The organism is Kibdelosporangium banguiense (genome assembly GCF_017876405.1).
Taxonomy (GTDB): Bacteria; Actinomycetota; Actinomycetes; order Mycobacteriales; family Pseudonocardiaceae; genus Kibdelosporangium; species Kibdelosporangium banguiense.
Genome location: NZ_JAGINW010000001.1, coordinates 6,657,180 through 6,682,069 on the forward strand (window position 1 = coordinate 6,657,180; position 24,890 = coordinate 6,682,069).

The 24,890-nt window shown below is 65.5% G+C and carries 22 protein-coding genes and 1 pseudogene; 9 read left to right on the top strand and 14 right to left on the bottom strand.

The features are described 5' to 3' along the window. Nucleotides 1–44 precede the first annotated feature (44 nt). The 3 genes and pseudogenes from JOF56_RS31025 to JOF56_RS60810 form a co-directional block, all read left to right on the top strand. The gene (locus tag JOF56_RS31025; protein ID WP_307855808.1) at nt 45–1,226 is read left to right on the top strand and encodes a site-specific integrase; all 1,182 of its coding nucleotides are present in this window, start codon (nt 45–47) and stop codon (nt 1,224–1,226) included. Further along, nucleotides 1,223–2,158, top strand: coding sequence for a tyrosine-type recombinase/integrase (locus JOF56_RS31030; RefSeq protein WP_209643011.1), 936 nt, complete (start codon nt 1,223–1,225; stop codon nt 2,156–2,158). Before JOF56_RS31025 ends, JOF56_RS31030 begins: the two co-directional genes overlap by 4 nt. After that, nucleotides 2,155–2,379, top strand: a pseudogene (locus tag JOF56_RS60810) (integrase); the annotation flags it as partial. The gene JOF56_RS31030 and the pseudogene JOF56_RS60810, both read left to right, overlap by 4 nt. A 39-nt stretch (nt 2,380–2,418) precedes the next feature. Here JOF56_RS60810 and JOF56_RS58380 read toward each other — a convergent pair. Further along, nucleotides 2,419–2,634, bottom strand: coding sequence for a hypothetical protein (locus JOF56_RS58380; protein WP_245378466.1), 216 nt, complete (start codon nt 2,632–2,634; stop codon nt 2,419–2,421). Between the two features lie 7 nt (nt 2,635–2,641). On the opposite strand from JOF56_RS58380, the gene JOF56_RS58385 reads away from it, so the two are divergent. Then, nucleotides 2,642–3,145, top strand: a complete 504-nt coding sequence (locus tag JOF56_RS58385) for a tyrosine-type recombinase/integrase (protein WP_307855335.1) — start codon at nt 2,642–2,644, stop codon at nt 3,143–3,145. Between the two features lie 294 nt (nt 3,146–3,439). On the opposite strand, the gene JOF56_RS31040 is transcribed toward JOF56_RS58385, so the two are convergent. Both JOF56_RS31040 and JOF56_RS31045 read right to left on the bottom strand, forming a co-directional pair. Next, nucleotides 3,440–4,651 carry an IS701 family transposase gene (locus JOF56_RS31040; protein ID WP_443667649.1) on the bottom strand — a complete coding sequence of 404 codons (1,212 nt, stop codon included), beginning with the start codon at nt 4,649–4,651 and terminating at the stop codon, nt 3,440–3,442. Nucleotides 4,652–4,725: 74 nt separating this feature from the next. After that, nucleotides 4,726–5,742 carry an NAD(P)H-dependent glycerol-3-phosphate dehydrogenase gene (locus JOF56_RS31045; RefSeq protein ID WP_209643014.1) on the bottom strand — a complete coding sequence of 339 codons (1,017 nt, stop codon included), beginning with the start codon at nt 5,740–5,742 and terminating at the stop codon, nt 4,726–4,728. 181 nt (nt 5,743–5,923) lie between these two features. Here JOF56_RS31045 and JOF56_RS31050 point away from each other — a divergent pair, with 181 nt between their 5' ends. Then, nucleotides 5,924–7,246 carry an MFS transporter gene (locus JOF56_RS31050; protein WP_209643015.1) on the top strand — a complete coding sequence of 441 codons (1,323 nt, stop codon included), beginning with the start codon at nt 5,924–5,926 and terminating at the stop codon, nt 7,244–7,246. Between the two features lie 175 nt (nt 7,247–7,421). Next, on the top strand, nt 7,422–9,047 hold the full coding sequence (locus JOF56_RS31055) for a GMC oxidoreductase (protein ID WP_504739844.1): 1,626 nt from the start codon (nt 7,422–7,424) through the stop codon (nt 9,045–9,047). Between the two features lie 57 nt (nt 9,048–9,104). On the opposite strand, the gene JOF56_RS31060 is transcribed toward JOF56_RS31055, so the two are convergent. From JOF56_RS31060 to JOF56_RS31075, 4 genes are all read right to left on the bottom strand, one after another. Continuing rightward, complete coding sequence (locus JOF56_RS31060) at nt 9,105–9,590, bottom strand: carboxymuconolactone decarboxylase family protein (protein ID WP_209643016.1); 486 nt, start codon at nt 9,588–9,590, stop codon at nt 9,105–9,107. Nucleotides 9,591–9,592: 2 nt separating this feature from the next. Further along, nucleotides 9,593–10,666, bottom strand: coding sequence for an NAD(P)H-dependent amine dehydrogenase family protein (locus JOF56_RS31065; RefSeq protein ID WP_209643017.1), 1,074 nt, complete (start codon nt 10,664–10,666; stop codon nt 9,593–9,595). 264 nt (nt 10,667–10,930) lie between these two features. Beyond that, complete coding sequence (locus tag JOF56_RS31070; protein ID WP_245380278.1) at nt 10,931–11,644, bottom strand: NPP1 family protein; 714 nt, start codon at nt 11,642–11,644, stop codon at nt 10,931–10,933. Between the two features lie 311 nt (nt 11,645–11,955). Next, on the bottom strand, nt 11,956–12,825 hold the full coding sequence (locus JOF56_RS31075) for an alpha/beta hydrolase (protein ID WP_209643019.1): 870 nt from the start codon (nt 12,823–12,825) through the stop codon (nt 11,956–11,958). Between the two features lie 54 nt (nt 12,826–12,879). Here JOF56_RS31075 and JOF56_RS31080 point away from each other — a divergent pair, with 54 nt between their 5' ends. Next, on the top strand, nt 12,880–15,858 hold the full coding sequence (locus tag JOF56_RS31080; RefSeq protein ID WP_307855336.1) for an ATP-binding protein: 2,979 nt from the start codon (nt 12,880–12,882) through the stop codon (nt 15,856–15,858). Here JOF56_RS31080 and JOF56_RS31085 read toward each other — a convergent pair. The 5 genes from JOF56_RS31085 to JOF56_RS31105 all read right to left on the bottom strand — a co-directional run bounded on the left by JOF56_RS31085 (nt 15,855) and on the right by JOF56_RS31105 (nt 21,309). Further along, nucleotides 15,855–17,732 (bottom strand): Na+/H+ antiporter, encoded by a 1,878-nt coding sequence (locus JOF56_RS31085; protein WP_209643020.1) that lies wholly within the window; start codon nt 17,730–17,732, stop codon nt 15,855–15,857. The two genes, JOF56_RS31080 and JOF56_RS31085, sit on opposite strands and share 4 nt — an antisense overlap. A 253-nt stretch (nt 17,733–17,985) precedes the next feature. Continuing rightward, nucleotides 17,986–18,411 (bottom strand): hypothetical protein, encoded by a 426-nt coding sequence (locus JOF56_RS31090; protein ID WP_209643021.1) that lies wholly within the window; start codon nt 18,409–18,411, stop codon nt 17,986–17,988. 81 nt (nt 18,412–18,492) lie between these two features. After that, nucleotides 18,493–19,727, bottom strand: a protein-coding gene (locus tag JOF56_RS31095; RefSeq protein ID WP_372448287.1) for an IS3 family transposase whose coding sequence is annotated in 2 segments (ribosomal slippage) — nt 18,493–19,442 and nt 19,442–19,727 — 1,236 coding nt in all. Because the reading frame shifts where the segments join, the coding sequence is not laid out codon by codon here. Between the two features lie 24 nt (nt 19,728–19,751). Beyond that, nucleotides 19,752–20,816, bottom strand: a complete 1,065-nt coding sequence (locus tag JOF56_RS31100; RefSeq protein ID WP_209643022.1) for an Nramp family divalent metal transporter — start codon at nt 20,814–20,816, stop codon at nt 19,752–19,754. 88 nt (nt 20,817–20,904) lie between these two features. Then, nucleotides 20,905–21,309, bottom strand: coding sequence for an ATP-binding protein (locus JOF56_RS31105; protein ID WP_209643023.1), 405 nt, complete (start codon nt 21,307–21,309; stop codon nt 20,905–20,907). Between the two features lie 222 nt (nt 21,310–21,531). Between JOF56_RS31105 and JOF56_RS31110 the strand changes: the two genes are divergently transcribed. After that, entirely contained in the window at nt 21,532–23,046 is a 1,515-nt protein-coding gene (locus JOF56_RS31110; RefSeq protein ID WP_245378467.1) for a hypothetical protein, read from the top strand. Nucleotides 23,047–23,223: 177 nt separating this feature from the next. Here JOF56_RS31110 and JOF56_RS31115 read toward each other — a convergent pair whose 3' ends face one another. Then, complete coding sequence (locus JOF56_RS31115) at nt 23,224–23,457, bottom strand: SCO4848 family membrane protein (RefSeq protein ID WP_209643024.1); 234 nt, start codon at nt 23,455–23,457, stop codon at nt 23,224–23,226. Between the two features lie 59 nt (nt 23,458–23,516). On the opposite strand from JOF56_RS31115, the gene JOF56_RS31120 reads away from it, so the two are divergent. Then, entirely contained in the window at nt 23,517–23,864 is a 348-nt protein-coding gene (locus tag JOF56_RS31120; protein ID WP_209643025.1) for an MmcQ/YjbR family DNA-binding protein, read from the top strand. A gap of 29 nt (nt 23,865–23,893) precedes the next feature. On the opposite strand, the gene JOF56_RS31125 is transcribed toward JOF56_RS31120, so the two are convergent. After that, complete coding sequence (locus tag JOF56_RS31125; protein ID WP_209643026.1) at nt 23,894–24,880, bottom strand: ABC transporter permease; 987 nt, start codon at nt 24,878–24,880, stop codon at nt 23,894–23,896. Nucleotides 24,881–24,890: the final 10 nt, after the last annotated feature.

Sequence of the window (24,890 nt, forward strand, 5' to 3'; positions counted from 1 at the left end):
CGATCATGAGGAAGCCGAAGCGTGTTTGTATGGTTGGTCCGTTGGTGCAGTATGCGCCGGGGTTCGGCGCGGAGTTGGAACGGCTGGGATACACGCCGTTGTCGGCGGTGAATCAGTTGCGGGTGATGGCGCATCTGAGCCGTTGGTTGTGGGCAGAGGAACTGGATGCCGGCGCGTTGACGCCTGAGTGTGTGGACGCGTTTCTCGCTGCCCGCCGGCGGCAGGGGTATACGTGTTGGTTGTCGTTGCAGGGTTTGCGGCCGCTGCTGGGATATCTGCGCGGTGTGGGAGTAGTGCCTCGCGTGGTTGATGAGGTTGGTTGTGGTCCAGTGGAAGAGATTCTGGCCTCCTATCGGGCGTATCTGTTGGGTGAGCGTGGTTTGGTGGCCAAGACCGTTCGTTACTACGAGGCCGACGCGCGACTGTTTCTGGCACAGCGGGCGGACGGTGATGCGACTGGTATGTCCGCTATGACCGCCGGTGAGGTCACCCGGTTCGTGATGCGGGAATGCGCGGTGCGCGGCACGGGATCGGCCAAGATCTTGGTGACCGTGCTTCGGTCGCTGCTCCGGTTTTTATTGATCACTGGCCGGATTGAGTCAGATCTTGTTCCGGCGGTGCCGTCCGTGGCCGGATGGCGGGACGCAGGCTTGCCGCAAGCGCTGGAACCGGGTGCGGCGCAAGCGTTGCTGGCTTCCTGCGACCGTCGGCGGGCGGTGGGCCGACGCGACTACGCGATCCTGACGGTGTTGGTGCGCCTGGGGTTGCGGGCCGGGGAAGCCGCCGCGATGGAACTGGGCGATATCGATTGGCGGGCAGGCGAGATCCTCATTCGTGGCAAAGGAAATCTGGAAGACCGGTTGCCGCTGCCGGTCGATGTCGGCCAGTCGTTGGTGGCCTACCTGCGTCGCGGCCGCCCTGACGTGCACTGCACGAAGGTATTCCTGCGGGCGCGTGCTCCGCATGGCCCGTTGACCTCTGAGGCGGTGAAGGCCGTGGTGCGCAACGCGTGTGACCGGGCCGGGATCTCTGGTGTCGGCGCGCATCGTCTCCGGCATACCGCCGCCACCACGGTGCTGCGGGCCGGCGCGTCGATGCCCGAGGTCGCCCAATTGCTGCGGCATCGTCACCTGGCCAGTACCGCGATCTATGCCAAGGTCGACCGGGCCGCGCTGCGGCAGGTGGCTCGCCCCTGGCCGGCAGCGGAGCCGGGCGGTGTGTCATGAGCACGCTGCCACAAGCGCTGAGCGATTACCTGACGATGCGGCGGGCATTAGGCTTCAAACTCGAGCGCGAGGGCCAACTCCTGGCACGCTTCGTGGACTACGCCGAGCGTCTGGGCGCCGAGCACATCACCCTCGAACTCGCCGTGACATGGGCCACCCAACCGATCGGGGCGGACCGCAGCTGGCACAGCGCTCGGCTGTCCGCGGTCCGCGGCTTCGCCCAATATCTATCCACAATAGACGAACAAACCCAGATTCCACCGGCCGATGTATTGCCCCCGGGCCGATCACAGCGGGCGGTGCCGTATCTGTATTCCGATGCCGAGATCGCCGCCGTGATGGCCGCGACCGACCGTATCCACTCACCGTTGCGGGCCGCGACGTATGCCACGCTGATCGGCCTGCTGGCCGCGACCGGAATGCGGGTCGGTGAGGCCATCGCACTCGACCGCGACGACGTCGAATGCGACATGGCCCTGCTGACAGTCCGGGACAGCAAGTTCGGCAAGTCCCGCGCCCTGCCACTGCACCCGACCACGGTCACCGCGCTCGTCACCTACGCCCGGCTACGCAACCGGCTCTGCCCGGCACCCGTGACACCGGCGTGGTTCATCTCCACCACCGGCACCCGACTGATCTATAAGAACGTCCACCGCGAGTTTCACCGCCTGACCCAACAAGCCGGACTGCACGCCCGTTCGACACGGTGCCGGCCTCGCCCGCACGATCTGCGCCACACCTTCGCGGTCGCCACGTTGCTGGGCTGGTACCGCGACGGCGACGACGTTCACACACGGCTGCCGCTGCTATCGACCTATCTCGGACACGCCGAACCCAGCTCGACCTACTGGTATCTCGCCGCAGCTCCGGAACTACTCGCCCTGGCCGCCCAGCGGCTGCAGAACAGCCTCGACCGGCAGGAGCGGCCATGAGCACCCTCGCCCCGACACTACAGGCGTTCTTCACCGAACGGCTGATCCGGCAACGCCACGCCAGCGATGACACCATCGCCGCCTACCGCGACACCTGGCGACTACTCCTGGCCTTCGCCACCCACCAGACCGCAACCCCACCATGCCAGCTTGACATCGCCGAACTGAACGCCACTCTGATCACGGCGTTCCTCGATCACCTCGAACACGACCGGCACACCAGCGTGCGCACCCGCAACGCCCGCCTCGCAGCGATCCACTCACTGTTCCGCTTCGCCGCACTGCACCACCCCGAACACGCCAGCGACATCGACCGCGTCCTGGCCATCCCCACCAAACGCCACGACCAGACCATCATCACCTACCTCACCGACACCGAAATCGACGCGCTGCTCGCCGCCCCCGACCGCACCACCTGGACCGGCCGCCGCGACCACACCCTGCTCTGCCTGACCAATCCAAACCGGACTACGCATCTCCGAGGTGATCGCCCTCACCCTCGGCGACATCCACCTGACAACCGCACCACACGTGGCCTGCCACGGCAAAGGCCGCAAAGACCGGATCACCCCACTCACCTCACAGACCCGCGCGGTCATGCGGGCCTGGCTGACCGAACAGACCGGACAACCCAGCGATCCACTGTTTCCCGCCCGCACCGGACACCGCCTGTCCCGCGACGCCATCGAACACCGGCTCGCCAAACACGCCACCACCGCCACAACTGGATGCCCATCCCTGAACGGAAAACGAGTCACCATGCACACGCTGCGGCACACCGCAGCCATGCGACTCCTACACGCCGGCGTCGACACCACCGTGATCGCACTCTGGCTCGGTCACGAACAGGTTGCCACCACAGGGATCTACCTACACGCCGACCTCGCACTCAAAGAACAAGCACTCGCCAGAACAAAACCACCGAACACCAAACCAGGTCGCTACCACGCCCCTGACACCCTCATCACATTCCTGGACGGTCTCTAACTATGCCGATCTCACCAACCCAGACACCGCCCCGCACAACAACTTCCGACACAACATCGGCATAACCACAACGTCGGCATAATGTGGCCGTCATCATCGGCTGGTGCACCGGAGTGCTTGGGAAGTGGAGCTGGTCAATGGCGTTCCGTATTTCACGCCACCGGTCTATGTGGATCCTGTCCAGCAGCCTAGACGCAACGTTTTACGTCACTACCGGTAGTTTGTTAACTTCATGGGGGTAGATAGAGGTTGATGCCCTGTCCTTGTGCGAGGGTGTCGAGTAGTTGTTGCAGGTCATCGGGCGGGGGCTTGTCTGACCATGCTCTCTACCAGCGCTGTAGCAGTAGCCAGGGGGTCAGCCAGGACCGGACGGTGCGTAGGGCCTTGGGCCAACAGGAAAGTTGTGTCGGCTGGTGAGGTTGGGTGCCCCCCCTCTCCGGGGTCGTCGGCAGACGATCCCGGAGGCGGCGCATTCCGACTGTCGCGTGTAGATGGTTGATCGAACCATGTGTTCCAGCAGAACGAGAACGCGCAGTTGACCAGTGTCTGATGGCGGTGGATCGCTGTGGCGGAGCGAACCTGGAAGTCAGCCCACCCCAACTCGTCTTTGACCTGCTTGTAGCTTTGCTCGATCCAGTGTCGGATGCCGTACAGTCGGACCACTTCAGTCAGATCGGCGGCCCACCAGGTTTCGGTGTGCCCATCCCGGAACACCCGCTGCACCCTGCTCCAGCCGCCAGGATCATCGGGACCGTTCCAGCCCACCGCACGTGCTGCGTCCTTGGGCGTGTACGCCTCGGCCTGGTACTGCCAGGTGCCTCGCGAGGGCTTGAGCGCCATCACAAAGCCCCAACCACCCTGCCGCAGTTCGGCGCGCAGGTCGTCGTGATCACCATAGAAGCAGTCGGCCACCACCGCCCGGCACACCACCCCAGCCTCCTGGGCCTTGGTCACCAGATCCGCTGCGATCTGCAACTTGGTACGAAAGCCAGAGTCGTTGCGGCCCTTGGGGAAATGCGACGCCGGAGTGTAAGGCTCGGCGTGCAGCGGATAGTAGACCCGCTCGTCGGCCCACACCGTAGTCACCGTGACGACACCGTTGTCCGTCTTGCCATAGCGGCCCAGCCACTGCCGCCCGACATGTGCCGTCGCGCTGCCATCCTTGCGGTCACCGGAATCGTCGATAACCAGCACCCCACCAGAATGCGGTGCGGTGGCCGGATCGGACAGCAGCAACTCCAGCCGCCGATCGTTGACCTTCACGCTATCCCATGTGGACTCAGACAAGAAGTACTGCAACCGTTGCACAGCCGCGTGCTGCGCACCCACCACCGGCTCCGTTCCGGCCAGGCCGGTCAGCGTCTTGTTCCGGTCACGCGGCGCCAACAGCCCGGTCAGATACTCACGAAACCCTCGCCGCTGCGCCAACCGGGAAAACAGCTCGTCGAACAGGGCCGCGTAGTCCTCCAATGGACCCGCAGCCGGCGGGCATGCCACCCGAGCCACCAGCACCCCACCCGTCTGAGCGGCGACACGACATCGACGGTCCTATCAAGTTAACAAACTACCGGTAGCCGGCCCTACCAGGCATCTCCGTGGACTTCATGGCCTGGGCGCTGGCGTAGGAGGCCTCGGTAGGCTTCTTCGACTGGTTGGCCGTTGTTCAATACCGCGTCCATTTCGTTGGCTATTGGCATGTCCACGCCTAGTTCGGCGGAGAGTTTCACTACTACGCCCGAGGTTTTCACGCCTTCGGCCACCTGGCCCATTTCTGTGCATACCTCCTCGACTGTTTTTCCCTGGGCCAGGCCTATGCCTACGCGGCGGTTGCGGCTGTGGGGGCTGGTGCAGGTGGCTATCAGGTCGCCCATTCCGGCCAGGCCGGCGAAGGTCTCGGTTTGGCCGCCCATTGCCGTGCCGAGTTTGGCCAGTTCGCGCAATGAACGGGTGATCACCATGGCTCGGGTGTTGTCGCCTGCGTTGAGGCCGTCGCCTATTCCGGTCGCTATGGCGAAGACGTTCTTCAGGGCCCCCGCGACTTCGACGCCGACTACGTCCGTTGTGGTGTAGACGCGGAATCGGGAGGTGCCGAACAAGGGCTGCAGCATCTGGGCTGTGCCGTGGTCGGGCATGGCGATGGTGGCCGCCGCCGCGAAACCCTGGACCACCTCGCGGGCTATGTTCGGGCCGGCCAGCACGCCGGCCGGGTGGCCCGGCATCACGGCCTGCACGATGTCGGTCATCCTCATCCGGCTGCTCTGCTCGAGTCCCTTCACCAGGGACACAACGGGAATCCAGGGCCGGACGTGCTCGGCGACCTCTTGCAGGACTGAGCGGAACGACTGCGACGGCACGCCCATCACGAGCACGTCGGCGTCCGAGACCGCTTCGGCGATGTCCGCTGTGGACCGGAGTGTGTCGGTGAGCGGGAGGTCGCCAAGGTAGCGGGAGTTCGTGTGCTGGGTGTTGATCTCGTCGGCGGCCGCTGCGTTGCGTGACCACAACACTGTCCGGGTATTGCGTGCGCAGATCGACGCGACCGTCGTCCCCCACGAGCCGCCACCGAGCACGGCGACATTCGGCGTCCGCGAACTCATGACCTACCTCCCAGCCCAATTGCCATCCGCACAGCCTACGCGGCCGGGTCGCGCGGACTCGATCATGAGGGCCCGAATACGTCGAAAGGGTTCAACAACTTGTGATAACCGCAGGTGAAGCCGAACCATGGGGTAGGCGAAAACATCGCCCGCAGGCGTCACCTGGACAACGGAGTTCGCCATGTCGACAACATCGCCGGCCTTCGGTCAGAAAATGTCAGGCGAAGAACGCAAGGTGCTCGCGAGCACCCTCGTCGGGACCAGCATCGAATGGTACGACTTCTTCATCTACGCGCAGGCCGCCAGCCTGGTACTCGCCCCGCTGTTCCTGACTCCGGTCAGCGGTGACGCACCGGGCTTAGCCACGATCATCTCGCTGGCCACGATCGGGATCAGCTTCCTGTTCCGCCCGCTCGGGGCCATCGTCGCCGGCCGGTTCGGCGACAGACTGGGCCGTAAGAGAATGCTGGTGCTCACCCTGGTGATGATGGGCGCCGCGACGTTCCTGATCGGTGTGCTGCCCACCTACTCCAGCATCGGTCTGGCCGCCCCGATTCTGCTGATCCTCTTGCGCATCGTGCAGGGATTCTCCGCGGGCGGGGAATGGGGTGGCGCCGCTCTGATGTCGGTCGAGCACGCCCCGGTCACGCGGCGTGGCCTGTTCGGGGCCTACCCGGCCATCGGTGTGCCGATCGGGCTGATCCTGGCCACCGGGATGTTGTGGATCATGACGACGTCCACCACCCCGGCGCAGTTCCAGTCGTGGGGCTGGCGGGTGCCGTTCCTGTTCTCGGCGCTGCTGATCGTGGTCGGCTACGTCATCCGCCGCGCGGTCGAGGAGAGTCCTGTCTTCAAGGAGATGCTGCAGCGCAAGAAGGAGTCCTCCGCGCCGCTGCGTGACCTGTTCAAGGGCAACACCAAGCAGGTCGTGCTGACCGCGTTGATCTTCATCGCCAACAACGCCGCCGGATACCTGCTGATCGCGTACTTCATCGCCTACGGCACCGGAACGCTGAAACTGGCCCGGCCGTCGGTGCTGCTCGCGATCGTGATCGCGTCTGCAGGCTGGCTGGCGTTCACGTTGTACGGCGGCATCCTGTCCGACCGCATCGGCCGGGTCCGGACGTTCCAGCTGGGCTACGCGCTCATCTTCGTCTGGATGATCCCGTTGTTCCTGCTGATCGACACCCGCGACATCTGGCTGTTCGGTGTCGCGGTCTTCGTGCTCACGATTGGTCTGGGCCTGTCGTACGGGCCGATGTCGGCGATGTACGCGGAGATGTTCCCGGTCTCGGTGCGCTACTCGGGAGTATCCATCGGCTACGCGCTCGGGGCCATCCTCGGCGGGGCGTTCGCGCCGACGATCGCGGAGATCCTGGTGCAGAACACCGGATGGGCGGTTTCGGTCGGCATCTACATCATGGTGCTGTGCGCGATCTCGTTCGCCGCGGTGACCCTGGTGCCCGAGCCGAAGGGAACCGATCTACGCGTTCCGGGCATCTGATTATCCATAAAGGACCCCTGGCCGCACCGGCAGTCGCCGGTGCGGCCCTTTTGTTCGCCAGGTTTACTCAGCAAGATGGACAGACGACGTGAAAGTTACTCATGAGTACATGGTGACGGGACCTGGTACTCGCAAGTATAACTTGTTCTAATCCCTCAACGGTGAGGAACAATACATGAACGACAATACTGTGGGTAGTAACGCATCCAGTGGATTCTCCCGTCGCGCGTTCATCGTCGGAACTGGTTCTATCTTGGGTGCCGCGGCGCTGTCCGGTCAGGCCAGTGCGGCCCCTGTGCCCGCTCCGATCTCCTCCGGCGCGCATGTCCCTGTTCTGGTGATCGGTACCGGGTACGGCGGCTCTGTGGCCGCGTTGCGCCTGACGCAAGCGGGTGTCGACGTGCACATGGTCGAGATGGGCATGGCCTGGGACACGCCCGGTACCGACGGCAAGATCTTCGCCAACACGAAAACCCCGGACTACCGCTCATACTGGCTGCGGACCAGGACAAAGCAGCCACTGAGCAACTTCCTCGGCTTCCCGATCGACAAGGACGTGCCGCGCTACACCGGGATCCTCGACGCCGAGGACTTCAGCGGCATCACGGTCTACCAGGGCCGGGGCGTCGGCGGTGGCTCACTTGTCAACGGCGGCATGGCGGTCACGCCCCGCCGGGAGAACTTCGGCGCCATTCTCCCGACAGTGAACCCCGACGAGATGTACAACACCTACTACCCGCGCGCCAACGCCGGACTGGGCGTCAACAACATCGACCAGTCCTGGTGGGAGACCGTCGACTGCTACCAGTACTCCCGGGTCGGCCGCAAACACGCACAGCGATCGGGTTTCCCGTTCGTGTTCGTGCCCAATGTGTACGACATGCAGTACATGAAGCAGGAGTCGGCCGGCAGTGTTCCCAAGTCGGCTGTGGACGGCGAACTGCTCTACGGCAACAACTACGGCAAGAAGACCCTGCCCAAGACCTATCTGGCACAGGCGAAGGCGACCGGCCGCCTGGCGATCTCACCGCTGCACAAGGTGACCTCGGTCCAGCGGGACGGCGCGAGCTACACCGTGGTGATCGAGCAGATCAACACCACCGGTGACACGGTGGCGACCAAAGTTGTTACCGCGGACCGGGTTTTCTTCGCGGCAGGCAGCGTCGGCACGAGCAAACTGCTGACCAAACTCAAGGCCAACGGCGCGTTGCCAGGCCTCAACGGCGAGGTGGGCAAGGGCTGGGGCGACAACGGCAACGTCATGTGCGGGCGTGCCAACCATTTGTGGGACCCGACCGGTGCGGTCCAGTCGTCCATCCCGACGGCCGGTATCGACAACTGGGCCGCGGGCGGTGCGTTCGCCGAAGTCGCGCCGCTGCCCACCGGGATCGAGACCTTCGCGTCGTTCTACCTCTCGATCACCAAGAACCCCAACCGGGCGGAGTTCAGCTGGAACGCCTCGGCCGACAGGGTGGACCTCAACTGGCAGACCGCCTGGAAGCAGCCGGCCATCGACATGGCCAAGTCCATCTTCGACAAGATCAACGCGAAGGAAGGCACGATCTACCGCACGGACCTGTTCGGTGTCTACAAGACCTGGGGCGATCACCTGACGTATCACCCACTCGGTGGTGTGGTGCTCAACAAGGCGACCGACAACTACGGCCGCCTGCACGGCTATTCCGGGCTGTACGTCATCGACGGCGCGCTGATTCCGGGCAACACCAGCGTGAACCCGTTCGTCACCATCACCGCGCTGGCCGAACGCAACATCGACAAGATCATCGCCACTGACTTCTAGCGGAGAGTGGCGAACCGGCCAGTGGGCAGGCCCGCTCCAGGCTGGCCGGTTCTCCGGCTACCTCTGATGCTGAGGTAGCACGCACACGGTGTCCAGGCCCAGAACGTGGTTGAGCCTGCCGAAGGCGAGCCACGAGCCGATGCTCATACTCAGCTCCACGATCTCCACCTGGCTGTAGTGCGCGGTCATCCGCGCCCAGAACTCGTCGTCGATGCCGTGGTGGTCCAAGGCGTACCGCTCGGCGTACTCGGCGGCCAGCCGCGTCCGGTCGTCGAACGCATCCGTTGTGCGCCAGTCGCTCACCGCGTCGATGAACGACTCCTCGACCTTCTGTCCGTCGCGTTCGGTCCGCCAGTCCATGCAGAAGACGCACCCGTTGATCTGCGCGATCCGTAGCCGCGCGGCCTCGAACTCACGCAGTCCCAGTGTGGAGCCGGCGTACACCGCCAGGGAGAACTTCGAGGCCGCGACTCCGATGCCGGGGACCATTTCGCCCCACACATACCCGATGGCGTCCTTGCCCTCGGGGATGTCGATGTGCATCGCTATCTCCTTCCCAGCTTGCCGGCTGCGGGCCGCAGCGGGACGTCCAGTGCGTCGTACAGACCCGGTTCTGCAGCTACGAGCCAGTCGATCGCCGTCACGAGCCGCCCGACCGCGGTGGCGTTGCCGCCCGCGGACCGGTTCTCGCCCTCGTCGGTGGCCTCGACGCTGACCTCGATCCGTGGCCGGCCCTCGATGATCACCTTGTGCGCGCCCGCCCCGCTGGGTGGTTGCGGCCAGTCCGGTGCGCAGGACGGATGGATCCGGGTGACGTGCTCGATCACGATCCGCGGCTCGCCGTCCACGATCCCCTGGACCTCGAACCGCACCGCGCCTTGCGTACCGGCCTCGAAATCGCCCATCGTCCTTGTGGTGACAGTGTTTTCGAGCGGACGCCGGTCGAGCGTCTCGCGGATCTCCTCGATCTCGGCACCCAGGCCCCGGGCGATGAGCCGGACTTGGCCGCCCCACACCATGCTGGGCACCATGGGCGCCAGCATCGGCGGCTGGTAGTCCATCGGCTGGCCCATCCCGACCAGGTAGCGCACCGAGTCGGGCTGCTCGTAGGTGGAGTAGTCGAAGATCTCCTGGCACCGGATCATGTCGACTTCGGTGCCCAGGCCACTGATCAGCAGCGGCAGAACGTCGTTGCCCCAGCCGGGATCGACACCGGACACGAACAGCGAGCCGCCGCCGTCCGCGATGGCCGCCAGTATCGGATCCCGCAGTTCCGGGGGAGCGTTGCGCTGGTCGTACAGGGGATACAGCGCGGGCGTGACGACGACGGCTCCGGCGCGGATCGCCTTGACGATGTCGGCCATCGCCTCGTCGAACCGGACATCGCCGGACGCTGCGTACACCACGGCGCGCGGGCTCGCGGCGAGTACCGCTTCGATGTCGTCGGTCGCCGCGACTGCGAGGTCGTGGCCGAGTACTGCGAGGTCACCCGCGTCGCGGCCGACCTTGTCAGGGTTGTGGACAAGCACTGCGGTCAGCTTCAACGCCGGGTGGGCTTCGACTGCGCGGATGGCCGCGCGGCCGACGTTGCCTGTGCCCCAGACAACTGTGGCAATCATGATTCGAGGCTAGCCAACGTGCGCATCTGTGCATAGTGCTTGGCGGGCAACAAAACCGATCTGTCCACTCGGGACATCGTGGTTCCGGCGCGCGGATGCCAAGCAAGTGCTTGTGCGGGCGACTCTACCCAAGCAAGTGCTTGTTGGCTAGTAGTCACTTCGGATGGGACTACGCCCATGGTAAGTACTAACGTGACGAAATTGGCGACCGCAAGGAAGCACGAAGGCGCCTCCCGCGAGAGGCGCCTTCGCACGTTTGCCTGGTCAGGCGTTGGGGTCGAACGGGATCCCAGCCGGTTTGGCCTTCGAGAGCTCCCCGTTGAACGAGCCGTCCCGTAGCCCGAACTGGGCGCTGCCGAAATCGGCCTGGGTCAGCTTGTCGCGCACGCCGGCGGGGTAGTTGTCCCAGCCCACCAGCGGCGGGAACTGCCACGTGCCCTTGTGGTTCTCCGGCGTCTCACCGAAACCGGCGAACCGGAAGGCATGCGTGGACACGCCGTCCTTGTGGTAGATGATCCTCGGGTGCGTGCCGGTCTCGTCCCATGGGATGTCATTGCGGGCACGAGTGTTGTACTTGCCGTGCGCGGACGCCGACACGTACTGCGGCCAGCCGCCGTCCGGCACCCACACGACGACGTGTTCCCAGTCGTGCCGGTGCCCGCCGAGACTGGTCCCGGGCAGCGCCTGGTCCTTCTCGAAGTAGAGCCCGTAGATGTATGCGCACCAACCGTTGTTGCACTTCGATCGTGAGTACGAGTTGGTGTTGTTCAGGTCGGACAGGTCGTGGCACTGGCCGTTGAGCGCACCGGTCGGCTTGAGGCCGCCGTTGAGCGTTCCGTCCCGCCCGATCGCAGGCGTCGGGTAGCAGCCGTCGCCGTCGTAGTCCCACGCGGGCTGGTAGGTCCGGTCAGCGGCCGGTGCGTTGCCGTCCAGGGCCTGTGGCGGTTCGGCGAACGCCACACCCGCGGTCACGACCATCGTGGCGGCCGCCAACGCGACAACGCGTGTACCGAATGAAAGCCCGCGAAACCGGCGTTTGTCCGGTCGCGGGCTTTCCGGTGAACGGCCGAATAACACTTCCCGCATCGAATCTCCTTTGCAGCAGGGGGAAAGATTCGCTGTGTGCGCCGGCCCGCATTCGGCAATACCTGGCTTGGCATTCGAATGCAGGCCGGCGAAGCACACCACACTGAAGCGGTAGCATCGGCCACTTGATGCGGAATTGTCACCGCGTACGGACAAATTTGGCGGAAACAACAATCCAATTCGGATCAACGGACAAAGCCTGGTCACCTGCTCAGCAGGTCATGCGTAGCTTTCACTACGTCTGCCGGCGCCTGTTCGGCCATGAAGTGACCGAAGGACACCGTGCGGTGGTCGAGGTCTGGGGCCCAGGCCTGCCAGAGGGCCCGGGCGTCGAAGCCGAGAGCGGCACCCCAGTCCTGCTGCAGCACGGTCACCGGCATCTGGAGCTGGTTTCCGGCCTTCCGGTCGGCGGTGTCGTGTTCGACGTCGATGGACGCGGAGGCGCGGTAGTCCGCGACGATCGAGGGGACGGCGTTGCGGGAGGCGGCTAGGTACTCGGCGCGGACGTCGGCCGGGATCGCGTCCGGGCCGTGTGCCCAGATGTCCAGGAAGTGGCCGAAGAACGCGTCGGCACTGGCGGTGATCAGCTGTTCGGGCAGGCCCGGCGGCTGGGCCATCAGGTAGAGGTGGAATCCGACCGCGGCGGTCGTGCCGTGCATGACGTTCCACATGTCCAGCGTGGGCAGGACGTCCAGGGACGCCAGGTGGGTGACCGTGTCGGGGTGGTCCAGACCGGCACGGATGGCGACCAGTGCGCCGCGGTCGTGGCCGGCGAGGGCGAACCGGTCGTGGCCGAGTGCCCGGGCGACGGCGACCACGTCGGCGGCCATGGCGCGTTTGGAGTACGTCTCGCCCTGGTCGGCGGGTTTGTCGCTGGCGCCGTAACCACGCAGGTCAGGGACGATCACGGTGTGGTCGGCGGCCAGGTCCGCGGCTACGTGCCGCCACATCAGGTGCGTCTGCGGGAAGCCGTGCAGCAGGACGATCGGCCGGCCGGAACCGCCGACGGCGACGTTCAACGTGACGTCGTCGGTGGCGGGAACGCGCTGGTAGTCGAATCCGGTGATGTTCACGGGCCCGAGCGTGCCCGCCGCGAATCAGCAACCGATCAGCAATAGGCTCGGCTGGTGGTGACGTTCGGCGTGCTCGGGCCGTTGGTGGCCGAGGACGGACTCGGCCCGGTAGGGTTGCGCGGGCCGCGCCACCGGGCGGTCCTGGCGCGGCTGCTGATCGCCCGGCGCAGGGTGGTCCCGGTCCGGTCGCTCGTCGCCGACCTGTGGGACGACCCGCCTGACGGCGCGGTGGGCGCGATCCAGACGTTCATCGGTGCGTTGCGTCAGGCGATCGAACCGGACCGGCCGCCGCGGACACCTGCACGACTGCTCGTGACTTCGGCGCCGGGGTATGCGTTGCGGGCTGAGCCGGACGCGGTGGATGCGTGGCGGTTCGAAGCTGCGTTGGCTGAATCCGCAGAGCTGCTGTCAGCCGGGCGTGCCGATACCGCGTTGTCCTGTTTGGATAGTGCGCTTGCCTTGTGGCGCGGGCCTGCCTATTCGGAGTTCTCGGACGAGCACTGGGCCCGTGCGGAGATCACGCGTCTGGACGAGTTGCGGTTGCTCGCGGTGGAGCGGCGTGCAGAGGCCGGGCTTGAGCTGGGGCGTGCTGCTGATGTGGCCGCTGACCTGCGGGCTCACGTGGCCGATCACCCTTGGCGGGAGCACGGCTGGCGCCTGCTCGCGCTCGCGTTGTACCGGTCGGGCAGGCAAGGCGAAGCGCTGGCGGCCTTGCGCGCGGCCAAAGACGTATTTGTCGCGGACCTTGGCTTGGATCCTGGCCCTGAGCTGCGGAAACTGGAAGCGGATATGCTCGTGCAGGCGCCGGAGCTCACGCCTTCTGTTGCGCACGAGCTGATCGGGCGTGATGCGGAACTCGCGCAGTTGACTGCGGCCGCGAAGAATGTCCTTGCCAGGCGCAAGCTTGGGCTTGTCCTTGTGTCCGGTGACGCGGGCGCGGGCAAGACAGCCCTGGCTGAGGCACTGGCTGACCGCCTGGGGTGGACCACGGCGTGGGGACGTAATCCCGAGGGCGACGGCGTGCCCAGTGCGTGGCCGTGGACCCAGATCCTGACCAGCCTTGCGAAAGCCGGTCGTGGCTCGACCAGGTTCGAACTGCACCAGGCCGTGGTGTCCTATGTGGCCAGTGCGGCCGAGCCTTTGTTGCTGATCCTGGACGATCTGCACCGGGCGGGCGAGGATACTTTGGCGCTACTGGGCGCTTTGCTCGCTTCGTCTTTGCCGCGGGCCGTTCTGATAGTCGCGACGTTCCGGTCGACAGAGATCTCCGCGGAACTCACCGAGTTGTTGGCGCGTGCCGCTCGCGCGGAACCGGTCCGGATATACGTCGGTGGATTGTCCTTGCCGGCGGTGGGTGAACTTGTCCGTGCGACAACGCATCGGGATGTGTCCGCGGCGACCGCCAAGGTCATTCACGAACGCAGTGGCGGGAACCCGTTTTTCGTGCGTGAACTGGCTCGGTTGTTCTCCTCTGACGGAGAATCGGCGCTGTCCGGGGTGCCTGCCGGGGTTCGGGACGTCATCCGGCACCGGCTCCTTGCTCTCCCGGACGCTGCCCGCACGGTGTTGCGGCAGGCCGCCGTGATCGGCCATCATTTCGACCTTGATCTGCTGATTCCGTTGTCGGGCAACGAGGATGTCGTACTGGACACTGTGGACTCTGCACTGCCGATGGGGTTTCTCGTCGAGACCGGTGGGCTGCGGTTCGCGCACGCGCTTGTCAGGGACGCGCTCTACGAAGAGATCTCCGTCGTCCGGCGTGGCCGCTGGCATGCGGCGGTCGCGGAGATCCTTGAGCGGTTGCGGCCTGACGACGTGGAAGCTCTCGCGCACCACTTCCTGCTTGCCGAAGGCCATCAGGACAAGACTGTTCGCTATGCGGCGGCCGCGGCTGAGCGGGCGGAGCGCCGGTTCGCGCCACACGAAGCCGCCCGTCTGTGGCAGGCGGCCTTGGACGTGCACGACGGCGACGCCCGGACCAGGCTTGACCTCATCATGGGTCTGGGCCGGGCGCTCGCGGTGACAGGCGAACTGGAAACCGCCAGACAACACCGTGCCGCCGCCTTGGCCGAGGACCTCGGCGACCCCGTGTTGACGGCTCAGGTGATCGGTGCGTTCGACGTGCCCGGGATCTGGACGACCAATGACGATCCAGCTCTGGCAGAGCAAATCGTGGCGATCACCGAACGGACTCTCACCGCATTGCCGCCGGACATGCTCGCCTTGCGCAGCCGATTGCTGAGCACGATCGCCATGGAACTGCGGGGAACCCGGTCCCCTCGCGGGCGGGACGCAGCCACCGAGGCCGAGGCCATCGCGCGTCGGCTCGCAGATCCCGGCCTGCTGGCGTTCGCCCTGAATGGCCGGTTCATGCACACCTTCGAGCGTGCCGGACTCGCGCCCCAACGAGCCGCGATCGGCCGCGAACTCGTCTCGCTGGCGGCCAACCATGAGTTGGTGGCGTTCGAGGTCCTGGGTCACCTGATCCTGATGCAGGCCCATTCCGCGCTGGCCGAATTCAGCACAGCGGACTCACACGCGGCAGCAGCCGACCGGCTCGGTGACCAGCATGAGATCCCGCTGGTAGGCGTCTTCACCGACTGGTACTCCGCGCTCCGCGGACCCAGGTCCGAAGCCGAGGCCAAGTACCGGGCCGCTGCGGCCCGGCTCAGCGGGACAGGAATGCGAGGCATGGAGCCAGGCCTCCTCCCGCTCGCCCTGCTGAGCCTCCAACCAGAACTCAAAGTCGACCTGACCGAGGACTGGGGGCCGTACCTACCCTGGGTACAGCCACTCGGGCTGCTGTCCGCAGGCGACCACGCCGGAGCTGTGGCCGCGCTCCACGACGTTCCCGACTCACCTCGGGACCTGCTCTACGAGGCAAGGGTCTGCCTGCTCGCGGCAGCCGCATCCCAGCTGGGGCAGGAATCCGTGAAGCGTTGGGCGCACCGTGAACTCCTGCCCGCCGCCGGTGAACTCGCTGGAGCAGGCAGCGGCCTGCTCAGCTTCGGCCCGGTCAGCAGGTTTCTCTAGCCGAGCTTGATGTCCACGAAGCACCAGCGCCAGGTTTCGCCGGGTTCGTAGCTGCGCATGACGGGGTGGCGGGTGTCGTGGAAGTGCTGGGTGGCGTGCTTGCCGACCGAGGAGTCACAGCAGGCGACGTTGCCGCATTTGAGGCACATTCGCAGGTGCACCCAGGTGAGGCCTTCTTCGAGGCAGGCCGCGCAACTGTCCTCGGCGGACGGGTCGACGGGGCGCCATTCGTGGGTGAGGTGTTTGCAGGAGCCGGCTGTGGCTTTGGGGGTGCTCAGTTCGCGGCCGGCTTCCGGGGGTTCTTCCTCGTCGCGGTCGAGCATGGATTCCTCGAAGTCGAGGTGCTCGAGGACGCGGCGCAGGACGATGTCGTCGGCAGTGCCGTTGTCGCGGGCTTTGAGGCATTCCTCGCGTTCGATGGCCAGCAACTGGATGCGTAGGCGGCGGTAGGCGTCGCTGGGTGTCTCGGCCAGCGCGCTTTGCCGGCCGAGTTGCTCCCAGGCGGCGTCGGTCCGGTCACGCAGCCGGACGCGGATTCGTTCGACGACTTCGGCCGGGTCTTCGGGCTTGCGGATTTCGTCCAGTTTGTCCAGGGCGACGCGGCTCATGTCGTTGAGCACGGCGGCTTCCTGCAGGGCGTCCTCGGCCGGATCGGGGCCGGGCAGTTTGAGGCGGCGGATCAGCCGGGCCAGAGTCATGCCCTGGATGGCGAGTGTCCCGGCCACCACGACGAGCGCCGCGAGTACGAGGACAGCGCGTTGGGGAGTGTCGAGCGGCAGGATGAACGCGGCGGCGAGTGTGACCACACCGCGCATGCCTGCCCACGCGATCACGGCGGAGTAGCGCCACGGCCAGACGTGCGTCTTCTTGAGACCCAGGCGGACGACTAGACGCTTGTACAAGCCGATGCCGATCATCCACAGGACGCGTGTTACGATCGTCGCGCCGAGCACCGCCGTGCAGATCCCGATCAGCATGCCCGCGGACAGGCCGGACGCGGAGACCTCCTCGATGATCCGCCGCACCTGCAGCCCGATCAGCAGGAAGACCAGGTTCTCCAGCACGAATTCCACGGTCTGCCAGTTGTGCCGGCTCGCCAGCCGGGTCGACCCGGACAGGATGCTCGGCGACTTGTGCCCGATGATGAGCCCCGCCGTCACGACGGCGAGCACACCCGACCCGTGCAGCTCCTCGGCGATGATGTACGCGGCGAACGGCACAGCCAGCGTCAACGCGGTGTCCGTGACGGTGTCGTTCAGCTTGGCCCGCACAAACGAGGTCACGAACCCGAGCAACGCCCCAGCGGCCACGCCGCCGACCGCGGCGACCAGGAAATCCCACCCGACCTGCCACAACGAGACCGTGCCGGCGATCGCGGTGATGGCCGTACGCAGAGCGACCAGCGCAGCCGCGTCATTGAACAGGCTCTCACCCTCCAGCAGCCGCACCAGTTTCCGCGGCATCGGCACCTGCCGGGCGACCGCGCTCGCCGCAACGGCGTCCGGCGGCGCGACCACAGCACCCAGCGCGATGCCTGCGGCGAGCGGAAGCCCGGGGATCACCGCCCACGCGACCAGCCCAACGCCGACAGCCGTGAACAACACGAGGCCGACCGACAGCAACGTGATCGGCCCACGCATCTTGCGGAAGTCGAGCAGCGAGGTCTGGATCGCCGTCGAGTACAGCAACGGCGGCAGCAACCCGACCAGCACAACCTCGGGATACAGGTGGAATTCGGGGACGCCCGGAACGTACGAGACCACAATACCGACCGTGATCAGGCACAACGGCGCCGACCAGGCCAGGCGCCGGGCAACCACCGTGACGATGAGGACCGCCACGACCAGCGCCACTATCTCTGCCGCGATGTGCACGAACGAATCATCGCCTAGTCCCGTCCGATCCACATGCGACGCCCCCGGCTACGCCATCGGAGTGATCCCCGTGCGAACGGTCCTTTCGCACGGGGATCGCCCTTGAAAACCCCTGCTCAACCGTCATCCCTTGTAGACTGGACCAGGGCCGCCCCCTGGGAGTGGCGGGGGCTGCCCTCTTTGGCCGGCAAGGTTGCGTCAAAGTCGGTTTGTGCTGGTGGAGATGGGGATTGTCTTTCGTCTGGAGGGGCGCTCAGAACTTGATCAGGGCTGTGCCGGTGATGAATTCGTAGACGAAGTTGATGAAGAAGAAGCCGAAGAAGAGGACGTTGAGGATGAGGATGGCGTAGTGCCAGGCTCTGGGGCGGGCTGCTTTGGGCAGGCGGCTGTTGAGGTACATCAGGGCGAAGGGGAACATCAGCGCGCCCAGGTTTGACATGTTCGCCGAGATCTGGACCAGTTCGACCGGGAGTGCGAGGTGGATCGCCAGGGCGATGACGGCCAGCACGAGCAGCATGAACGGGTAGTAGAAGCGGCGTGGGTCGCCTTCGATCAGTCTGCGTAGCCTTGGTGAGATCGCGTGTGCCGCGTCGGTGAAGTTGCGCACGAGGGCCTCGAAGATGCCGAGCTGGGTGGAGAACAGGATCAGTACGCCGACTATGAGCATCAGGTAGAACATGAACGAGCCGTATTGTGCGCCAAGGGTTTCGGCGGTGTAGGTGTGAATCGCCCCGGGTTTGGTAGAGACTCGTTACTGGGGTCAGGCAACCAGACTGGTCAGGTCGCCTAGCTCGTACAGGGTCTCAAACTCGGTCGGTGGCCGATAGCCACAGGCTTCATGAAGCCGTTGATCGTTGTACCACTCCACCCACGCGGCGGTAGCGATCTCGACCTCGTTCTTATTGTGCCACGGTCCTTGCGGTTTGATCAACTCTGTTTTGTAGAGACCGATGGTGGATTCCGCGAGCGCATTGTCGTACGCGTCACCGACCGTGCCGATGGACGCGTTGATACCCGAGTCGACGAGATGCTGGGTGAACCGAAAGGACGTATATTGACTCCCGGCATCGGAATGGTGAATCAGTTTGTCTTCACCGTCCACCCGGCGATAGTCGCGGTGCGACAGTCCTCTGTCGATGGCGTCGAGGACCAGGTCGGTTTCCTTGGACGTGCTCGCCCGCCAGCCGACGATTTTTCGGGAGAAGACGTCGATGGCGAACGCGACGTAGACGGTGCCCGCCCAGGTGGCGACGTAGGTGAAGTCCGCCACCCACAACCGGTTCGGCGCACCAGCCGCGAACTGCCGGTTCACCAGATCCGCGGCCCGCACACCGCCGGGGTCCTGGATCGTGGTGCGTACCGTCTTGCCGCGCACCGCGCCGGCCAAGCCGAGTCGGCGCATCAGCCGCTCGACCCGGCCGCGCCCGACCTCGACACCTTCCCGTGTAAGTTGGCGCCAGATTTTCCGGGCGCCATACACCTGATAGTTCTCGTCATACGCGCGCCTGATTTCCTTCATGAGTTCCTCGTCCCGGAACGCGCGTCGTGATGTCGGTCGCGACCGGGCGGCATAGTAGGTGGACGGAGCGATCTTGATACCGAATTCGGTCAGCACGGCACAGATCGGCTCGACTCCGAACCGGTCCTTGAATTCCGTGATGAACGCTACGAGCGTGGCGGTCGAGGGTCGAGCTCCCTCGCGAAGAAAGCCGACGCCGCCTTCAAAATATCGTTCGCCCGACGCAACTCAGCAACTTCCCGCCGCAACCGCGTCAACTCGGCCGACTCCTCACTCGACGTCCCCGACCGCGCCCCAGCATCGACCTCGGCCTGACGCACCCATTTACGCAGCGTCTCGCCCGACACGCCCACCTTCGCCGCCACCGAGCAGATCGTCTCCCACTCCGAGGAGTAGTGCTCTACCTGCTCAAACACCAACCCAACAGCACGCTCACGAAACTCACGTGAGTACCTCTTCCCAGCCATGATCCACATCCTCACTCAACGAGTGAGCCTCCATCAAACCCGGGGCGGTTCAGTGGGCACGTTGGCGGCTGTCGGTGTCTTGCCTGTTGTGGCCACGAGGTGGGACATCAGGATTGTGGGCAACAGCATGCCGATCATGGCTCCGGCGAAGAAGACGCCCCACATGTCTATCCGCAGCAGCCTGTACCAGCGCTTCCACAGGGTTGTGTTCTCGGCTGTGTCGAGGAATGTCACTCCGACGGCTTTGATCTCGGTGCGTTCGCCGCGCATTCCGGAGATGAAGCCGACTCGGTGGCCCATTCCGTAGCCTTTGTCGCGGTAGTGGTTCATCGCGTACCAGTTCAGGCCGGACGCCAGTGCGGTGAACCCGGCCAGTGCTCCCAGTTGGGTCGCGGTGATGCCGGCCGGGGGCGCCGCGGGGGTCAGCAGGCCGCTGATGCCGTCCCACCAGACTGATCCGGGGACGACCGCGATGGTCACGACGAACAGGATGAGCAGCAGCACGCCGATCATGAACCAGTTCGCCAGTTCCAGTGTCCGCGACACCTTGCGGGCCATCGCGGTGATCGCGAAGACCACCAGCAGCAGCCCGATTCCCAGCAGCCGTACGTACTCCAGCTCGTCGGCGCTGTGCACCCGGCCGGCGATCAGGGCGAACAGGCCCTGGCCTGCGCCCGCGGCCCAGCCGCCGAAGATGAAGGCGAAGTAGAACACCAGCAGCGACACCGGGATCCAGACTTTCCAACCCGGTGGCACGCGGCCGAACCCGACGATCGGCACCTCGCCGGTCGCCACGACGTACCGCGCGATCTCGATGTTGTAGAGGGTCTGCAGCACCGCGGAGACGGTGATCACCCAGCCGATGCCGACAAAGCCGAACGAGCCGACCGCCTGCGGGCCCAGCAGCCATTCGCCGCTGCCGATCGAGATGCCCAGCGCGATCAGGCTGGGGCCGATGACGAACTGGATGACCTGCAGCGGACCGAGCCTGCCGACCTTGAAGACCTCTTCGGGCCGCGGGAGATCCGCCACCTCCAGCGGCGGGCGGCTCACTCCGAGCGGATAGGAGTCCTGGGTCCTGGGATCGATACCGGCCATGAGCACCTCCTGACCGAAATGGGATATCCGATCAGTAAGCGCCCACAGCGGTGAAAGGTCAACCCGTCAGGGCGTCAGTGCGTTGGGATCAGGCCGCTCTGGGCAGCAATGCCCAGACCCTTTTGCCGTCCTGAATGGATTCCACACCCCAGTCCTCGGCGATCGCGCTGACCAGGGCGAGGCCCCGGCCATGTCTCAGTGGCGTGGGCTGGCGGCGCAGGCGGAGGTCGGCGGTGTTGCCGTCGCTGACTTCCACCAGGACACCCACGTCGGTGATCGTGACTTCGGCGTCGATCGGGGTATCGGTGTGACAGTAGGAGTTGGTGACGAGTTCGGTCAGGACCAGGAGCACGTCGTTGAGCTCGGGTTGCTTCAACCGTGAGGTCAGTGCAGCGCTGACCTCACGACGCAGTTCGGCCGGCAGGGGCCGGTCGATCAGGGCGTGCTTCCAGCCAGGCACGGTTTTCCTGTCGTAGAAGGACGCACTGGTCATACGAGCGGGGATACCCAGCCGGTTCACAGATTATTCCCAGCATCGGCCAATAGCATCCCGGCCTGGGCGAACGAAGATCGACAGCGGGCTTGGGGTGGGACGGGGTTAGAATGCCGTTCTCCTCCAGCAAGGGACTCCTGCAGCGGTCCCGGCTGTCAACGGTGCCGGCCACATCATCCCCGACCTGGACTAGGACCTCGCACAATGCCGTTGAGCAGCGCCATGACCGTTCCCGACGACCTCGAAGTGGTCGAACCCGCCCGTGAACCGCGGCGCTGGGTGCTGCCGGCCATCGTCATGGTCCTGTCGGCCGGTGTGTTCGCGGTTGTGCGGCCGCACCTGATCGACGACACCTTCATCACCCTGTCCTACGCCCGTAACCTGGCTTTTTCCGGGCACTGGGGCCTGATCGAACTGGGCACGTCGAACACGGCGACCTCGCCGTTGAACGTTCTGCTGCTCGCCGCGATCACATTCGTCGTACGCGATGCCGTGCTGGCCGCGGGGATTCTGTATGTCCTGTGCCAGGCAGGGATCGCTCTCGCGCTGCGCCGGGTGGGCGAGCGGGCTGGGCTGCCGTCGTGGTTCTCGCCGCTCGCTGTGGTGTTGCTGGCAGTCAACCCGTTGCTGATCTCGTCGATCGGTCTGGAAGTCCAGTTGGGCGCGGCTGGTCTCGCGTGGTTGCTCGTAGCCGCGACCGAACGGCGGCCGGTGCTGTTCGGGGTGATCACCGGGTTACTGACGCTGGTCCGGGTCGATCTGGTGCTTGTCGCGACTGTGGTTTTGTTGCTGCGTAAGCGGTTCTGGGTGGATATCTGGAAGTCGGCGGCGGCTGCGCTGGCGGTCGCGGTGCCCTGGTTCGCCTTCAGCTGGATCGCCCTGGGATCGGCCGTCGCGGACACACTGATCATCAAGACGCTGCAGAGGTCCTGGGGTCCATGGAACTTCAAGAACGGGCCGGTGCTGTACGAAGGCGCTTTCTTATGGGCGACAAGGCTTTCGTTCCTTCCCGCGGTGCTCGGCGCGGCGGCCTTCACCGGTTTGCTGATCATGCTGGTGCGTCGCGTCCGGACGCCGGCCCTGATGCCGTTCGTCGCGCTGGTTCCGGCGTCGATCGTGCACTATCTCGCGTATTCCCGTCTGCATGTGCCGCCGTACCACTGGTACTACGGGCCCAGCATCGTTGCCGCGACGATCTTTCTCGCCGCTGCTGTGGCAGCTGTCGCCGGCGACGCGCCCGTTTTCGTGCGTCGGGCCGGTGGAATTCCGGCTGTGCTTGTCGCAGGAGTACTGGTCGTGCTTAGTGTGGGGAACTACGCGGCGGCCGGGTTGCCGCGCCAGTACGCGCCGATCACGTCCAACCATGCCAGCAGCGCCCAGTACGCGCAGATCGGTACGGAACTCGGCCGTCTCGTCGGCACCAGCACAGTCCGCAGTGCTGGTGAGATCGGTGTTCTCGCTTACAGTTGCGGGTGCTCGATTGTCGACCTCTTCGCCGACCGTGGCGCGATCGGGCCCGCGATCGCCGCGCGCAAGAGCCAGACCGGCCTGCTCGGCCGGAAGCTGATCGACCTGAACTTCCACTTCTTCGACTACGGCGTGCCCCAGGTCCGGCCCGAATACGCGTTGACCGAGATCCGGCCCGACGCGCCCGCTCCGCCGGACGTGATCGCCCAGTGGCCGATCACCTCGCCCTGGAGCGGCCCGCAGACCCTCTACCTGACACGCGCGGACTGAAAACGTCCCACCCGGTGCTTCATGTCGGCCAGACGGGCCACCGCGTCGGCCAGTCATGCCAGCCAACATAAGGAGGCGGAGCGCGCGGGCACCGGACCCCGGATGGTGATTGGCGGCGAGTGGCGGGGTTGGGCGATGCGCGGTTGTCACATCGCCGATGAGCGGTCCAACTGCCGCTCAACTTCCGGTTTTGACAGTCGAACGCATCGCGCGCCACCCGATTGCACCGATGATCGTGCCGAGCACGAACGAAACAATCGTGAGCACGGCGTGCACGATGAAGTAGCCGGTGGGGGAGCCGTCGGGGGCCCAGGCCCGGTCGGAGTCCCAGAGGTTCTTGGCGAACGTGATCCAGATGACCCAGGACCAGACACCGAAGCCGGTCAGGAAGAGCGCGGTACGACGTGACATGCCCGCATTCTGTCAGGGGGCCGTGTTTACACTGGTGACCCAGCACGTTGGGGGCACAAGTGGCAGTGGGCAGTGAGCAGTTCCACCGGTTCGTCGGCACGCTCGCCGAGGTCGAGCGGTCCGACAGCGGCCGGTTCATGTCCTTCAGCGTGCGTGGCAAACGGTTCGGCTACTACTGGCCGCGGACCCAGACCGTCGGCCTGAAGCAGACGCTGTCCGAACAGCGGGCACTCGTGGCCGAACGGCCGGAGGTGTTCGAGGAGCAGTTCACCGCGGGCGGCTTCGGCTGGGTGGTGGTCTACCTGGCCGGAATCGACGCCGACGAGCTCGCCGAACTGGTCTACGAGGCCTGGCGGCTCAGCGCCCCGGAGGAGCTGGTCGCGGCGGTCCCGTTCAAGCCGAGGTGACGCTGCCCACCCCACCCCGGCCCGGGATCTCAGCCGGCGCGGGCGGCGCGGCGGGTCTGGAACTGGTCGAACAGGACGGCCACCAGGATCAGCAGGCCGATGATGATCTGCAGATAGAACGAGTTCACCGCCAGCAGGTTGCCGCCGTTGTTCAGGGTGGCGACGATCAGCGCACCGACGGCCGCACCCATGGCGGTGCCTTTGGCGCCGAACAGGCTGGCCCCGCCGATCACGCAGGCCGCGATGGCGTTCAGTTCGTATCCCGTACCGGCGGTAGGGATACCCGCGTTCAACCGTGACGCGAACAGCACACCGCCGACCGCTGCGAGCAGCCCCGCGATCGCGTAAACGGCAAGCAACACCCGGGTCACCGGCACACCGGACAGGCGCGCGGACTCAGGATTGGAGCCGATGGCGTACAGATAGCGGCCGAAGACAGTGCGGCGCAAGACGAAAGCGCCCACAGCGACGACAACTATCAACAGCCACAACAGGTTCGGCAGACCGAGCAGTGTCCCGTTGGCGATCTCACCGAACGCGTTGGGCAACGGCTGGACAGTGGCCGCGTCGGTCAGCACCAGCACCACCCCTCGGGCGATGCCGAGCATGCCAAGGGTGACGATGAACGGCGGTAGCTTGGCGTAGGCCACCAGCCAGCCGTTGACCAGCCCGACCACGACTCCGCTCAGCAGCCCGACCAGGATCGCCAGCGGAATGTTCATGCCGTGGAACAGCAACTCGGCGGTCAGGCAACCGGACAGGCCGAGCATCGACCCGACCGAGAGGTCGATACCGGCGGTGATGATCACCATCAGCTGGCCGACCGCGATGATCCCGAAGATGGCGACCTGACGGGCCAGGTTCGCCAGATTGTCGCCGGTCAGGAACTGCTGGGACGCCAAGGTCATCGCACCGGCCAGAACGAGCAGCACCACGATGCCACCCGCGTCCCGGCCGAAGACATTGCCGAAGGTGAGGATGCGCTCTTCGGGCTCAGCTTTCGCTGTTTCAGTCATATCCGGTTCT